Origin of the sequence: Tenacibaculum larymnensis, from assembly GCF_028829235.1 — a bacterium.
Classification (GTDB): domain Bacteria; phylum Bacteroidota; class Bacteroidia; order Flavobacteriales; family Flavobacteriaceae; genus Polaribacter; species Polaribacter larymnensis.
In genome coordinates this window covers 38,915-52,515 of record NZ_JAIWJY010000007.1, presented here as the reverse complement: position 1 = coordinate 52,515, position 13,601 = coordinate 38,915, and the positions used below count along the sequence as shown (strand labels likewise).

Here is a 13,601-nt window from a genome sequence, read left to right as displayed (position 1 = left end):
TCTTGAGAGCTTTTAAGTAGTTATAATTTATTTAAAATTATTTTTCAGGGTTTAAAACACCTAAAATATATCCGTTAGTTAAATATTTCTTAGCAACCTTTTGAATATCTTTTATAGTTAAAGAATTTACTCTGTCTTCAAAAGAAGCTATGTCTGAGACATCGTTATTTTGATAGTCTACATTTTTAATAGTGTTTAACCAAAAATGATTCTTTTTAAGGTCTTCTTTGTAGTCAGCAATCATTCCCTTTTGAGCTTTCATTAAGTCTTCTTTAGTAGGTCCATTTTTAACAACAGAAGCAACTTCAGCTACAGAAATGTTTTTTAGTTTTTCAACATTTTCAGGAGCGCAAGGGTATGAAATGGTAAAGTTATACCATCCGTAAGGCATTTTAGATATATTACCACGAGTTCTTGAAGAATATACACCACCTTCTTGCTCACGTAACTTTTCAGTTAATTTAATTCCAACAACTTCACCTAATATTTTAAAAGCTAAAGCATCTTTTTTGTTGTATTTAGCTTTTCCTTGATAGGTAATACGAACATTACTTTTAGGGTCTTTACCTTTAGTAACTGTTTTAGAATGAGAACCAGATAAAGGTCTAAAGTCTGACACTTTGTATGTCTCATTAGAATTTTTTCCTGGTAAACCTGCAATATATTTAGTTGCGTACTCAGCAAGTTTCTTTTCGTCAACATTACCAACAAAATAGAAGTTGAAATCACCAGCATCAGCAAAACGCTCTTGATACTTTTTATATGCTAAGTTGTAATCAGCTTTTTCATATTTTTCTGGAGAAGGGAAGCCTGTATAGCGAGGGTCTTTTCCGTAAACAAACTCACTCATTTCTTTTTGGAAGAAGAAATTAGGACTAGCTAATAGATTTCCTAAGAAGCTTTTTTGCTTATTTACATAAGAGTTAAATGCTTTTTCATCTTTATTTAAAGAAGTAAAGTATAAATGTACCATTTGGAATAGCTCTTCTAGATCTTTAGGAGTTGCAGAACCTCTAAAACCTTCACTTAATCCAGAAATATAAGGAGAAACACGAACAATTTTACCTGACATCATTTTAGATAAATCTGTTTTAGAAAAACCATTAATTCCAGCTTCAGAAAGTCCTCTGTTAGCGAAAGAAGTAGCTTTTAATTCTTCATCAGAGTATAAAGAAGTTCCTCCAAAGCTAAAAGCTTCAAATAATACTTCATCATTTTTAAAATCGGTTTTTTTGTAGGTAACTTTTGCTCCGTTACTTAAGGTCATGGTTTTTGTACCTAAATCTTTATTTTCAGTAACGTTTACTATAGATCCAGGTGTTGGTTGTTTTGTGATTAATGAAGCCGCAACAGCTTTGTCTTCATAAGGTTTTAACTCTTTTGTTTTAACATCATTTAAAGCATCAATAACTTGTTGTTCAGTAACAACTTTTTTAGGACCTGTAATAACAACTACACGATTGTCATCATGTAAGTAACTTTCAATAAGTTTATTTACTTCTTCTAATTTTACTGAAGGCAATAGCATTTGATGAGCTTTGTACTCCCATTCAATACTTGGAATAGGTTCTTGCTCTAAGAAGTTGTTTACATATTCACCAACTATTCTTCTAGATTCTCTTTTATCTTTGTCTTTAAATGCTTTTTCCATTCGAGCAGATATGTTCATTTTTGCTCGATCTAATTCACCTTGTTGAAAACCATATCTTTTAACACGCTCACTCTCATCTAATAAAGCTTGTAAACCTTTTAATTGTCCGTCAGCACTTACACCAGCTCTTGATTGGTAAGCTTCTTTACCACGAGCCCAAGTTCCTCCGTGGTAACTAAATCCGTAGACAAAAGGTGGGTTTTCGCTATTACGTAACTCATCTAAACGATTGTTAATCATCTGAGTAAATAAAGATTTTACAATTGAATTTCTGTAATCAGTAATGGTAACATCTGGTGTCGCTTCACCATAATCTTTATACATTAATTGAACACTAGAAAATGGAGCTTCTTTATCAGCTTCAATTGCTATGAAAGTTTCTTTGTGATTTTTTAAAGGAGCAACTTCTCTTTTACGTGGGTTTTTAATAGTAGGTATTTTATTAAAGTGTGACTTGATTTTTTCTTCTAACACATCGACACTAACATCACCTACAGCTACTACAGCCATTAAATCTGGACGATACCAATCTTTGTGAAAACGACGAATACTTTCGTGTTTAAAGTTTTCTAAATTTTCTTTAGTACCAATAGGTAGTCTTTCAGCATATTTAGAACCATGCATTACTTTTGGTAAGTATTTTTCTAACATGCGGCTATCAGCTCCTCTACGAGAACGGTATTCTTCTAGAACAACACCACGCTCTTCATCAATGTCTTTTCCTTCTAACAAAGCACCATGTGCCCAGTCTTCAAGAATTTGAAACCCCTTTTCAAGTTTTTCTTTGTCATCACTAGGAATGGGTAAGATGTATACAGTTTCATCAAAACCAGTATAAGCATTCAAGTGAGCACCAAATTTAACCCCGATAGATTGTAGATAATCTACTAGTTCGTTCTTTTTAAAGTTTTTGGTACCATTAAAGTTCATGTGTTCCATGAAGTGAGCTAATCCTAATTGATCATCATCTTCTAAAATTGAACCTGCATTTACAACTAATCTTAATTCTACTTTGTTAGCTGGTTTTGGGTTTTGTTTGATGTAGTAGGTCATCCCATTAGATAGTTTCCCTATCTTAACCGAAGAATCGGTTGGGATTTTCATAGCACTTACTTTTCCTTTTTTTGGTAGCTTTTGTTGTGTTTCTTTTAAAGCTTGACTATACCCTGTAGATATAAAGAAGGCCAGGGATAGTCCTAATAATGTTTTTTTCATAGTATATGAATTTTAATTTGTAGGCAATTTACGGTGAATTATTAATAAACTAAAAAATTAGTTATTTAAATTGTGTTAAAATAAAAAAGCTCCCAATTTCTTGAGAGCTTCTAAGTAGTTAAATAATTTCTTTGATGTTTTCAGGTGGACGACCAATCACTGCTTTATTACCATTGATAACAATTGGGCGTTCTATTAATTTAGGATTGTCAACCATAGCTTTAATGATTTCAGCATCTGATAGTTCTTTTCCTTTATACTCTTCTTTCCAAATTTTTTCATTTTTACGAACTAAATCAATCGGAGAAATATTTAAAAGATTAATGACTTCTTTTAATTCTTCTTCAGAAGGAATAGTATCTAAATATTTTACGGTTTCAAACTCTTTACCAGAGTTTTCTAAAATTTCTAAACCTTGTCTTGATTTAGAACAACGTGGATTGTGGTATATTTTAATCATTATTAAGAGTTTATAGTGTTAATCTTCTTTTTGTCCCATCATCATTAAATAAGCTTTTAAAAACGGATTGATATTTCCGTCCATTACAGCATCTACATTTCCAGTTTCATGAGCCGTACGAACGTCTTTTACTAACTTATAAGGATGCATTACATAGTTACGAATCTGGCTTCCCCATTCATTTTTCATCTTGTTTGCTTCAATTTCATCACGAGCAGCTAAACGTTTTTGTAATTCAATTTCATACAATTGTGATTTTAACATTTGCATAGCTGTAGCTCTGTTATCGTGTTGTGAACGAGAGTTAGAACACTGAATTTGAATTCCTGTCGGTTTATGTAATAATTGAACTTTAGTTTCAACTTTATTTACATTCTGTCCACCAGCACCACTAGAACGAGCTGTGGTAATTTCAATATCAGCTGGATTTACTTCAATTTCGATTGAATCATCAGCAACAGGGTATACATATACAGAAGCAAAGGAAGTATGACGTTTTGCGTTGCTATCAAAAGGAGAGATACGAACCAAACGATGTACGCCGTTTTCGCCTTTTAACCACCCAAAAGCATAATCACCATCAAACTCTAAAGTAACCGTTTTTATACCAGCAACATCACCTTCTTGATAGTTGAGTGTTTTTATTTTAAAACCTTGCTTTTCTGCCCACATAGTATACATACGGGTAAGCATTTCTGCCCAATCACAACTTTCAGTTCCTCCTGCACCTGCTGTAATTTGTATTGTAGCACTTAAGCTATCACCTTCTTCAGAAAGCATGTTTTTAAATTCAATATCTTCTAAGAAAGTAGCTGTTTTTTCAAATTGTTCTTCTACTTCGCTATCCTCAACATCACCTTCTTTATAAAAGTCATATAGTACAGTTAAATCATCATTCATAGCTAGAACAGCATTGTAATCTTCTACCCATTTCTTTTTAAAACGAAGTGATTTCATTACAGCTTCAGCCTCTTTCGGGTTGTTCCAGAAATCAGGGTTAGCTGTTTTTTCTTCTTCATTTGAAATTTCAATTAACTTCTTGTCAATTTCTAAATATCCTTTTAACTTGCCAATTCGTTCAGCGATATTTTTAAGCTGTTCGTGTGTAATCATAAATGCAAAAATACATTTTATAAATCGTAGTTAGAAATGGAAATAAACTTAATAAGTGATACTGTAACGAAGCCAACTAAAGGAATGTTGGAAGCAATTATGAGTGCTAAGGTAGGAGATGATGTTTTTAAAGCAGATCCAACAGTAAATTTACTGCAAGAAAAAGTAGCTGATATGTTTGGAATGGAAGATGCTTTATTTTTTCCTTCGGGAACCATGGCAAATCAAACTGCGATAAAAATTCATACACAGCCAGGAGATAGAATGTTTTGTGATAAATGGGCGCATGTATATAATTATGAAGGAGGAGGAGCTGCGTTTAATGCGGGGGTAACTTCTTGTTTGATTAATGGAGATAGAGGAATGTTTACAGCTGAACAGTTAGATAGCTTAGTTGGAGGAAGAAATGATATCCATACTCCATATAGTAGATTAGTTTGTGCTGAAAATACTACAAATAAAGGAGGTGGTGCTTGTTGGAATTTTGAAGAATTGAAAAAGATTCAAAAAGTAGCTAAAGCAAATGATTTGGCATATCATTTAGATGGAGCACGTTTATTTAATGCTTTGGTAGCAAAAAATGAAACTCCTAAGCAGTATGGAAAATTATTTGATACGATTTCAATCTGTTTATCAAAAGGATTAGGAGCTCCTGTAGGATCTGTATTAGTGGGTAGTAAAGCTCATATTGAAAAAGCATTACGGGTACGTAAGTTATTTGGTGGAGGAATGCGTCAAGCAGGTTTTTTAGCAGCGGCGGGAATTTATGCTTTAGATAATCAAGTGGAACGTTTAGCTGAGGATCATAAGAAAGCAAAAGAAATAGGGGCTGTTTTAGAAAAATGTTCTTACGTAGTAAAAGTAGAACCTATTGAAACGAATATTGTTATTTTTTATGTTGAAGATTCAATAAATCCAGATGACTTTATGAAAAAGATGGCAGAAAGAGGTGTATTACTAATTTCAATGGGTGAAGGAAAAATCCGTATTGTAACACATTTAGATTATACGAATGATATGCATGAAAAGCTATTAGAAGAATTGAAAGCGTTTTTTTAAAAGAAAACTCTTACTACGGGAGTAAAACCTGAAGCATAAATACTTTTATCTTCCTCATATAGGACATCGTATTGTATTCCCAAGGATACGCTACCTATTCTATATGAAATTCCTAAGTTCAATGCAGGGTAGCTGTACTTCTCAGAGAATGAATTAGATTTTCTGTGAACATACATTTGTTGTAAATCTGAAGAAAGCTCTATTTCTCTAATAGGCCTGTATAGTATAAATATGTTTGGACTAAAAATATTTGATTTAAAAGAGTCTTTTTTATTATAAGAATACCCAATACCCACACCTAGAGAAAAACTATCGTTAAAATCATATACAGCTGCAGGAGATATGGAAAGCGTTGTATTGTTAGAACCAAACCCAAAACCAACACTACCTCCAAAGCGAACATTATTCCAAAAATTATCTTCTTGAGTAAAAGCAATAGTAGAACAAATTAAAAATCCAAAAAGTATTAATTTTCTCATATATAAAAGGTTAACTCAGCTAATATAGGAAATAGTCATCACAAAATGTTAAGAGAAGTTTATAAAATAGTTAGTAAGTTTTTAGTTTAATTCTTCAAGTTTAGCTAACTCTTTATAGTTTTTGTTAAGTTTTCGTAGTAAAATACCATAGAGTAGTTGGTAAAATAACCAATATAGACCTATAATGATAATTATAAGGAAGATAGAAACAATAGTTATAGTTATATAAAAAGTAGCTGTGTGAGCATGCTCTTCTTTTAAAAGAGTTTGTGTTATGGTAATTAGAGCAACGACAAAAACAAAACTTAAATTGATGAAAACATAAGCTTTAACTGTTTTACGAGTTTTTAAAATTTTAGACATTAAAACTTTAGTATTGTCTGAAGTAGAAATGCTTTTGTAATTTTTATAAAAGCGTATTAAGAAATAAATAATTATTAAATAAGAAAGTATTTCAATTTCGAACATGTAATTTCCAATAAAGTTATCTTTCAATGGTCCGTAATCTTCAGGGTTGATTCTAAAAGAACAATTAATAATCGCCACAAAAACGAACTCTAAAATTCCAATAATAAAAATCCATTTTACTATTGATGATGACTTGGAGTGTGCCATTCTATAGATATCAACCCTAGAAACTTTGTTAGTTTCTTCTGATTGATTACCCCAAGCTTTTTTATATTTATCTAAATCTAAATCCATTTATAACTATGGGTTTAATACTTTTTTCAATTTATCTTTTGCTCTATTCATTTTCACACGAGCATTTACCTCACTAATACCTAAAGTTTCAGAGATTTCTTTGTAAGGTTTATCTTCTAGGTATAAAAAAATTAAAGCCTTATCAATATCATTTAATTTACGGATAGCACCATACAGAGCTTTTAACTGTACCTCCTCAGTATCATCATACTCTTCAGCTTTAATTTTAAAAGAATAATCTGTAAAATCTTGTGTTTTTATACTTCTTGTTGATTTTCTATATAAAGAAATAGCAGTATTTAATGCTACTCGATACATCCAAGTGCTAAACTTTGCATCTCCTCTGAACTTACTATAGTTTTTCCATAACTGAATGGTGATTTCTTGAAACAAATCATTATGAGCTTCTTGGTTTGTAGTATAAATCCTACAGACCTTATGCACAATGTTTTGATTGGCTTCGAAATCAGTTAAAAATTTATTTTCTAGTTCTTTTTTCACTAAGTTTAGTAGAGTTGATATGTTATAAGTAGCTCAAAAATACAAATTGTTACAGCTCATCCTAAAAATAATACAACTCAGTTTGTTTTTATTTCAGAAATAAAGTCTTTGATAAATATTTGTGTCATCATTAACCATAAAAAATAACACGATGAAAATCTTAATACACATTTTTGTTATAGCAATTTTGTTTACTATTGAAACAGTGTCAGCTCAAAACAAAACAGTTACAGCAACAGTTGTAAACGTTACTTCTGACAAAGGAAAAGTAAAGTTCGCTTTATACACTAAAGAGAATTTTAGAAAAGAACCATTAGAAGCTAAAGAATCACTAATAAAAGAAGGAAAAAGCACTGTGGTTTTTGAAAAAGTACCTGTTGGTGAGTATGCGATTATTTGTTTTCATGATGCAAACAATAATAATAAAATGGATTTTGAACCTAATGGAATGCCTTTAGAAGATTATGGTGCATCAAATAATAATTTATCACGTTTTGGACCACCTCAATATGAAGCCGCAAAGTTCTTAGTTAAGGATAAAGATGTATCTTTCGATATTAAATTTTAATGAACTAAAGTAAACTTAAGTTTGTGGTAAGTAAAAGAAAGAAATGAGAACAACATTAAAAAAAACACTTAACAACTTAAAAAATGATATTTGGATTTGTACAAAACTTACAATCATTTTTGGTGTTGTTTTTACTTTAATAAATCAGGCATTTACGTTAAAAGAAGCCGGGTCGGTGTTTTTATTTTCTGCAATGTATTCTTTTGTTTTAGGTTTAGGAAATGGAATTATAAATGACTACTTAAGTGAAAAGTGGGATTGGGTTTTACAAACTAATCAAAGAGTATGGGCTGGTATTGTTGCAACAATAAGTTACACGGTAGTAGCTGTATTATTAATCCATTACGTGCAATACTTTGTTATTTTTAATAATAATATAGATAACTTTTTTAAAGGTCAGTTTTTATGGATGCATTTATTTGCAATTATACTTTCATTAGCTATCGCTGTGTTTTTCCATGCGAAAGATTTCATGGTAAACTGGAAGGCATCAGTAAAACAGGAAACCACACAGCATGAAATAGTAGCAAAAACAGAAACAGCAAAGTTTGAAACCTTAAAAAGTCAAATAGATCCACACTTTTTGTTCAATAGTTTAAATGTACTAACCTCTTTAATAAGTGAAAACCCAAAGCAAGCAGAAAAATTTACCACAAAATTATCTAAAGTATATAGGTATGTATTAGAGCAGCGAAATAAAGAATTAGTACCTATACAAGAAGAATTACAATTTGCTAAGACGTATATGGAATTATTACAGATGCGTTTTGAAGAAGCTGTACAATTTAATATTCCAGAAGAAGTAAGTAATCCCGATTTAAAAATAGTTCCGTTATCTCTTCAATTATTACTAGAGAATGCAGTAAAGCACAATGTAGTTTCTTCAACTAAACCTTTAGAAATAAACATTTTTGAAGAAGAAGGCTTCTTAAAAATTCAAAATAATATTAATCCAAAAGAAGCTATAGGAAAAAGCACAAAAGTTGGATTAAGAAATATAGCAGATCGTTACGGTTTAATAACCGATAGAAACGTTCAAATAATTAATAATAACAAAACATTTACAGTGTGTTTACCGCTGTTAATTAATATAAAAGATAGTATCATGGATACAAAAAGTTTAGAAAATAGTAACTACGTAAAAGCAGTAGAAAAGGTAGAAAAACTAAAAGAATTTTATCAAAATTTAGTTTCGTATTGTATAGTTATCCCTTTTTTAATTTTTATAAACCTTAAAACATATTCAAAATTTCAATGGTTTTGGTTTCCAATGATAGGTTGGGGAATAGGCTTGATTTTTCATTACTTAGAAGTAAATAATTATAATTTATTCTTAGGTAAAAACTGGGAAGAACGTAAGATTAAGGAGTTAATGGATGATGATAAAAACTATAAATAAGATGGAAAAAGATTACACAATAGAGCATAAATACGCAAAAGCAAAAAAGAAAGTAGAAAAAATTAAAGGTTTTTATATTCATCTCATTGTAACAGTATTAATTATACCGGTTCTGATTTTTATTAACTTAAAGTTTGTACCCAGTTACCATTGGTTCTATTATCCAATAATAGGAATGTTAATTGGTGTTTTTTTTCACTGGCTAGGAGTTTTCGGTATTGAAAAAATAGGGTTAGGAAAAGATTGGGAAGAACGAAAAATTAAAGAATTTTTAGAAAACAATAACAATGGAAGATAACTATATAGAAGAAAAAAAGTATTTAGAGGCAAAAAAGAAAGTAAAACAAGTAAAAGGATTTTATGCTCATGCTTTAGTAAATATAATTTCAGTGATTATTATTGTTTTAGTGAATTTAAAATTCTCACCTTATTATCACTGGTTTTGGTTTCCAGTTATAGGAATAGTACTAGTTACTTTTATTCATTGGATGCTAGTTTTTGGAGTTAATGTATTAGGTTTTGGAAAAGATTGGGAGGAGAAAAAGATAAACGAATACCTAAATAAAAAGGGTTAGTATGGAAAATGATTATAAAGAAGAACACAAGTATTTATTAGCCAAAAAAAGAGTAGAAAAAATAAAAGGATTTTACTGGCATTTGGCAGCGTATGTAATTGTGAATATATTTATTTCAATCGTAATTATTATGGGGTTGATGAATGAAGATAAATTAACTTTTACAAAATCAATAACCAATTTTGGGGTGTATGCTACTTGGCTTTTTTGGGGGATTGGAGTCTTTTTTCATTGGTTAGGGGTATTTGGAACTAATATATTTTTTAATAAAGATTGGGAACAACGCAAAATACAAGAGTATCTAGATGAGCTAAAAAAGAAAGAAAATGGAAAGTTTAAATAGAGAACAGCAATATATAAGAGCACAAAGAAGAGTAAACAAAATTAAAAAATTTTACAAACATTTAGTGGTTTACATACTAATAAACCTAGTTTTTATAGGAAGAAGAATATATAAAGATATTGTTTATAGAGACGAATCAGTAATGGAGGCCTTTTTAGATATAAACAACTATAATTCGTTCTTTTGGTGGGGAGTTATAGTATTTTTACACGGATTTAATGTTTTTTCGAAAGGAAAACTTTTTTCTAAAAAATGGGAAGAACGAAAGATTAAAGAATACATGAACAAATAATTGCTAAAAATAAACCAAACTATGAATGTTATAATTATAGAAGATGAAAAGCCAGCTGCAAGAAGGTTAAGTAGAATGTTAGCGGAACTAAACATAGAAGTTCAGCAAATGTTACATTCAGTAGAAGAATCGATTAATTGGTTTCAAAATAACACACATCCAGATTTGATTTTTTTAGATATTCAGCTTTCAGACGGATTATCATTTGAAATTTTTGAAGAAGTAACTGTAAAATCGGCGATCATTTTTACCACTGCTTATGACGAATATGCATTAAAAGCATTCAAGTTAAATTCAATAGACTATCTATTAAAACCAATAGATGAAGATGAATTAAAAATATCTGTAGATAAGTTTAAAGAACATCAACCTTTACAAAGCAACATTCAAGTTAATATAAATGACATTCGTAAGTTATTGATTAATCCTGTAGATAGAAAATACAAAAAGCGATTTACAATAAAAGTCGGACAACACTTAAAAATCATCAATACAGAAGATATTGAATGCTTTTATTCAGAAAATAAAGCCACTTATATCCATACAAACTCTAATAGAAGTTATTTGATAGATAATTCTTTAGAATATTGGCAAGAAGAGTTAGATCCAGAGCAGTTTTTTAGAGTAAATAGAACATTTATAGTACATATAAATGCCATAAAAGATATTGTGTCTTATACAAACTCACGCTTACAACTAAAATTAGAATCTTATGAAGACTCAGAAATAATTGTAAGCAGAGAGCGTGTAAAAGATTTTAAATATTTTATTGAGTAAGCACCTTTCTAAGGGTATCAATTTTTAGTTTGGCTTCAACATGTATATCGTTTCCATCTTCAGTAAACCAGGCATGGGCACTACCAAGATAGTTCATGCCTAAATATTTAGCACTTTCAATAAAAGGCATTTCAAAACCATTTCTACGGTCATTAGCACCTGAGTTACTAATCATAGCCATGTTTTTACCTCGTAACTGTCTTCCTAAATCTTTCTTATATTTTAGTAAGTCAGACAATCTGTCAAAAAAAGTTTTTAAAGTAGCACTCATGGTATACCAATAAACAGGAGTAGCAAATACAAGGGTATCGTAGTTGTTAATAATTTCTTCCATAAGGGGAATAAAGTCATCACCAGCATTAGAGAAGTCGTATTCAAACACACCAATATTTTTGGTTTTTAAGTCAACAAAGTCAAAAGATTCATTACTGTTGAGGTAGTTAATCACTTTATTAGTGTTTCCTGTACTTTTAGAGCTAGCTTGTATAATAATTGTTTTATTCATCTGTTGTTTATTTGGAAGTAAAGCTCAAAAAAATAAATAAAGAAATATTTTAGATTTAATTGTAATAATTGATAATAACCAAGAAAAAATCAATTAAAAAACTCTATATTTTTGTACTTTTATACTATATAAAAAGCGAATGAACACAAATACCTATAAATTTTCTAAAAAAAGAGAGTTAAAAGAATTTACTACTAAAGAAGTTGTCGATAATGCTAAGAAAAAGCTAAAAAAATCAAGAAAAAAGATTAGTGATTTACAAGATACTATGTATGCAGAGGGTAAGTATAGTGTTTTATTATGCTTACAAGGAATGGATACAGCGGGAAAAGACAGTTTAATTCGCGAAGTTTTTAAAGATGTAAATGCGCGTGGAGTAGTGGTACATAGTTTTAAAGTACCAACAGATTTGGAGTTGAAGCACGATTTTTTATGGCGTCATTATATAGCATTACCCGCAAAAGGAAAAATAGGTGTTTTTAATCGTACACATTACGAGAATGTTTTGGTAACAAGAGTGCATCCAGAGTATATATTTGCAGAAAATATTCCGACAGTAAAAAGTTTAGATGATTTAACTGATGCTTTTTATCATAGTAGAATGGAACGTATTAATCAGTTTGAAAAACACATATCAGAAAACGGAACTATTGTTTTAAAATTCTTTTTAAATGTATCTAAAGAAGAACAAAAAAATAGGTTACTACGTAGGTTAAATATTGAAGAAAAAAACTGGAAATTTTCTGCTGGTGATCTTGAGGAAAGAAAGTTATGGGATAAATATCAAGAGTGTTATGAAGATATGTTACAAAGAACATCAACAGGTAATGCACCTTGGTATATAATACCAGCTGATGATAAACCAACAGCACGTTACATTGTAGCAAAAACGTTAGAAAAAGAGTTAGAAAAATATAATTTTAAAGAGCCTACACTTCCGCAGAAAGTGTTAGACCAAATAGATGAATTCAAAAAAGAATTAAATAACGAATAAAGAGTTAGAAAGTACAAAGTTGTAAAGTATAGATTGAGGATATACCAACTTTTAAATATTAAAAACTTTCAAACTAGAGAAACAATATACATGAAATTAAACTTAACAAAACCAATCGTATTTTTTGATTTAGAAACAACAGGAGTAAACATAGCTAAAGATAGAGTAGTTGAAATATCTATTTTAAAAGTATTTCCTAATGGTAATAAAGAAAGTAAAACATGGTTGGTGAATCCAGAAATAGAAATACCAAAAGAAGCATCAGAAATTCATGGAATTACTAATGAAAAAGTAGTAACGGAACCAACTTTTAAAGAATTAGCACCGCAAATAAATGAGTTAATTGGCGATGCAGACTTAGCAGGATTTAATTCAAACCGATTTGATATCCCTTTATTAGCAGAAGAATTATTACGAGCAGGAATTGATTTCGATATGAATAACCGTAAAGCTGTAGATGTACAAACTATTTTTCATAAAAAGGAACAACGAACGTTAGGAGCAGGATATCAGTTTTATTGTGGAAAAGAACTAGTAGGAGCACATGGAGCAGAAGCAGATACCAATGCAACTTATGAAATTTTATTAGCACAAGTTGAAAAGTATGAAGATTTAGAAAATTCAATAGAAGCATTAAGTGAGTTTTCAACACATGGAAAAAGAGCTGATTTTGCTGGATTTATCTTATTTGATGATAAAGATCAAGAAATTTTTTCTTTTGGAAAGTATAAAGGAAGAACTGTAGAAGAAGTACTAAAAGAGAACCCAGGATATAATGCTTGGATACAAAATGCCGATTTCCCATTATATACCAAAAAAGTATTACGAGAAATAAAAGAAAGAATGTCAGCACCAAAAGATACCATGACGGATGAAGAAAAGTTACAAGCTTTACAACAGAAATTTAATTTAAGGTAATCTTTAACATTTATTTTTAGTAATTATCTCAGTTGTTCTTTAATTTAGAT

At 30.1% G+C, this 13,601-nt stretch carries 17 protein-coding genes; 10 read left to right on the top strand and 7 right to left on the bottom strand.

Annotated features, from left to right (window positions below; genetic code table 11):
* Nucleotides 1-37: 37 nt before the first annotated feature.
* The 3 genes from LCI24_RS11170 to prfB all read right to left on the bottom strand — a co-directional run bounded on the left by LCI24_RS11170 (nt 38) and on the right by prfB (nt 4,439).
* On the bottom strand, nt 38-2,866 hold the full coding sequence (locus LCI24_RS11170; RefSeq protein ID WP_274640440.1) for a M16 family metallopeptidase: 2,829 nt from the start codon (nt 2,864-2,866) through the stop codon (nt 38-40).
* Between the two features lie 118 nt (nt 2,867-2,984).
* Nucleotides 2,985-3,326, bottom strand: coding sequence for an arsenate reductase (glutaredoxin) (gene arsC / locus LCI24_RS11165; RefSeq protein WP_274640439.1), 342 nt, complete (start codon nt 3,324-3,326; stop codon nt 2,985-2,987).
* Nucleotides 3,327-3,344: 18 nt separating this feature from the next.
* Nucleotides 3,345-4,439, bottom strand: a complete 1,095-nt coding sequence (gene prfB / locus LCI24_RS11160) for a peptide chain release factor 2 (protein ID WP_273694608.1) — start codon at nt 4,437-4,439, stop codon at nt 3,345-3,347.
* A gap of 36 nt (nt 4,440-4,475) precedes the next feature.
* On the opposite strand from prfB, the gene LCI24_RS11155 reads away from it, so the two are divergent.
* A complete protein-coding gene (locus LCI24_RS11155) occupies nt 4,476-5,498 on the top strand; it encodes a threonine aldolase family protein (RefSeq protein ID WP_274640438.1) in 1,023 nt (340 codons plus the stop codon).
* On the opposite strand, the gene LCI24_RS11150 is transcribed toward LCI24_RS11155, so the two are convergent.
* From LCI24_RS11150 to LCI24_RS11140, 3 genes are all read right to left on the bottom strand, one after another.
* Nucleotides 5,495-5,977 carry a hypothetical protein gene (locus LCI24_RS11150; RefSeq protein WP_274640437.1) on the bottom strand — a complete coding sequence of 161 codons (483 nt, stop codon included), beginning with the start codon at nt 5,975-5,977 and terminating at the stop codon, nt 5,495-5,497. The genes LCI24_RS11155 and LCI24_RS11150 overlap by 4 nt on opposite strands.
* Before the next feature lie 81 nt (nt 5,978-6,058).
* Complete coding sequence (locus LCI24_RS11145; protein WP_274640436.1) at nt 6,059-6,679, bottom strand: hypothetical protein; 621 nt, start codon at nt 6,677-6,679, stop codon at nt 6,059-6,061.
* A gap of 6 nt (nt 6,680-6,685) precedes the next feature.
* A complete protein-coding gene (locus LCI24_RS11140) occupies nt 6,686-7,180 on the bottom strand; it encodes an RNA polymerase sigma factor (protein WP_099216427.1) in 495 nt (164 codons plus the stop codon).
* A gap of 151 nt (nt 7,181-7,331) precedes the next feature.
* Between LCI24_RS11140 and LCI24_RS11135 the strand changes: the two genes are divergently transcribed.
* From LCI24_RS11135 to LCI24_RS11105, 7 genes are read left to right on the top strand one after another with little or no spacing between them, the layout of a single operon-like run.
* Nucleotides 7,332-7,748 carry a DUF2141 domain-containing protein gene (locus tag LCI24_RS11135; protein WP_274640435.1) on the top strand — a complete coding sequence of 139 codons (417 nt, stop codon included), beginning with the start codon at nt 7,332-7,334 and terminating at the stop codon, nt 7,746-7,748.
* 43 nt (nt 7,749-7,791) lie between these two features.
* On the top strand, nt 7,792-9,147 hold the full coding sequence (locus LCI24_RS11130) for a 2TM domain-containing protein (protein WP_274640434.1): 1,356 nt from the start codon (nt 7,792-7,794) through the stop codon (nt 9,145-9,147).
* Between the two features lies 1 nt (nt 9,148).
* The gene (locus tag LCI24_RS11125) at nt 9,149-9,445 is read left to right on the top strand and encodes a 2TM domain-containing protein (RefSeq protein WP_274640433.1); all 297 of its coding nucleotides are present in this window, start codon (nt 9,149-9,151) and stop codon (nt 9,443-9,445) included.
* A complete protein-coding gene (locus LCI24_RS11120) occupies nt 9,435-9,722 on the top strand; it encodes a 2TM domain-containing protein (protein WP_274640432.1) in 288 nt (95 codons plus the stop codon). The genes LCI24_RS11125 and LCI24_RS11120 overlap by 11 nt, the downstream gene beginning before the upstream one ends.
* Nucleotide 9,723: 1 nt before the next feature.
* Nucleotides 9,724-10,065 (top strand): 2TM domain-containing protein, encoded by a 342-nt coding sequence (locus LCI24_RS11115; RefSeq protein WP_274640431.1) that lies wholly within the window; start codon nt 9,724-9,726, stop codon nt 10,063-10,065.
* A complete protein-coding gene (locus LCI24_RS11110; protein ID WP_274640430.1) occupies nt 10,049-10,357 on the top strand; it encodes a 2TM domain-containing protein in 309 nt (102 codons plus the stop codon). The genes LCI24_RS11115 and LCI24_RS11110 overlap by 17 nt, the downstream gene beginning before the upstream one ends.
* Nucleotides 10,358-10,378: 21 nt before the next feature.
* A complete protein-coding gene (locus LCI24_RS11105; RefSeq protein WP_274640429.1) occupies nt 10,379-11,134 on the top strand; it encodes a LytR/AlgR family response regulator transcription factor in 756 nt (251 codons plus the stop codon).
* On the opposite strand, the gene LCI24_RS11100 is transcribed toward LCI24_RS11105, so the two are convergent.
* Complete coding sequence (locus tag LCI24_RS11100) at nt 11,124-11,639, bottom strand: flavodoxin family protein (protein ID WP_274640428.1); 516 nt, start codon at nt 11,637-11,639, stop codon at nt 11,124-11,126. The genes LCI24_RS11105 and LCI24_RS11100 overlap by 11 nt on opposite strands.
* A gap of 139 nt (nt 11,640-11,778) precedes the next feature.
* Between LCI24_RS11100 and LCI24_RS11095 the strand changes: the two genes are divergently transcribed.
* Nucleotides 11,779-12,633, top strand: a complete 855-nt coding sequence (locus tag LCI24_RS11095) for a PPK2 family polyphosphate kinase (protein ID WP_274640427.1) — start codon at nt 11,779-11,781, stop codon at nt 12,631-12,633.
* Nucleotides 12,634-12,723: 90 nt separating this feature from the next.
* On the top strand, nt 12,724-13,551 hold the full coding sequence (locus LCI24_RS11090; protein ID WP_274640426.1) for a 3'-5' exonuclease: 828 nt from the start codon (nt 12,724-12,726) through the stop codon (nt 13,549-13,551).
* Nucleotides 13,552-13,601 lie beyond the last annotated feature (50 nt).

Bases quoted from the DNA above. Each gene is read 5' to 3' on its own strand.
- LCI24_RS11145 (WP_274640436.1), bottom strand. From the start codon at position 6,679: ATGGATTTAGATTTAGATAAATATAAAAAAGCTTGGGGTAATCAATCA.
- arsC (WP_274640439.1), bottom strand. From the start codon at position 3,326: ATGATTAAAATATACCACAATCCACGTTGTTCTAAATCAAGACAAGGT.
- LCI24_RS11150 (WP_274640437.1), bottom strand. From the start codon at position 5,977: ATGAGAAAATTAATACTTTTTGGATTTTTAATTTGTTCTACTATTGCT.
- LCI24_RS11090 (WP_274640426.1), top strand. From the start codon at position 12,724: ATGAAATTAAACTTAACAAAACCAATCGTATTTTTTGATTTAGAAACA.
- LCI24_RS11120 (WP_274640432.1), top strand. From the start codon at position 9,435: ATGGAAGATAACTATATAGAAGAAAAAAAGTATTTAGAGGCAAAAAAG.
- LCI24_RS11125 (WP_274640433.1), top strand. From the start codon at position 9,149: ATGGAAAAAGATTACACAATAGAGCATAAATACGCAAAAGCAAAAAAG.
- LCI24_RS11130 (WP_274640434.1), top strand. From the start codon at position 7,792: ATGAGAACAACATTAAAAAAAACACTTAACAACTTAAAAAATGATATT.
- LCI24_RS11115 (WP_274640431.1), top strand. From the start codon at position 9,724: ATGGAAAATGATTATAAAGAAGAACACAAGTATTTATTAGCCAAAAAA.
- LCI24_RS11105 (WP_274640429.1), top strand. From the start codon at position 10,379: ATGAATGTTATAATTATAGAAGATGAAAAGCCAGCTGCAAGAAGGTTA.
- LCI24_RS11110 (WP_274640430.1), top strand. From the start codon at position 10,049: ATGGAAAGTTTAAATAGAGAACAGCAATATATAAGAGCACAAAGAAGA.
- LCI24_RS11155 (WP_274640438.1), top strand. From the start codon at position 4,476: ATGGAAATAAACTTAATAAGTGATACTGTAACGAAGCCAACTAAAGGA.
- LCI24_RS11170 (WP_274640440.1), bottom strand. From the start codon at position 2,866: ATGAAAAAAACATTATTAGGACTATCCCTGGCCTTCTTTATATCTACA.
- LCI24_RS11135 (WP_274640435.1), top strand. From the start codon at position 7,332: ATGAAAATCTTAATACACATTTTTGTTATAGCAATTTTGTTTACTATT.
- LCI24_RS11100 (WP_274640428.1), bottom strand. From the start codon at position 11,639: ATGAATAAAACAATTATTATACAAGCTAGCTCTAAAAGTACAGGAAAC.
- LCI24_RS11095 (WP_274640427.1), top strand. From the start codon at position 11,779: ATGAACACAAATACCTATAAATTTTCTAAAAAAAGAGAGTTAAAAGAA.
- prfB (WP_273694608.1), bottom strand. From the start codon at position 4,439: ATGATTACACACGAACAGCTTAAAAATATCGCTGAACGAATTGGCAAG.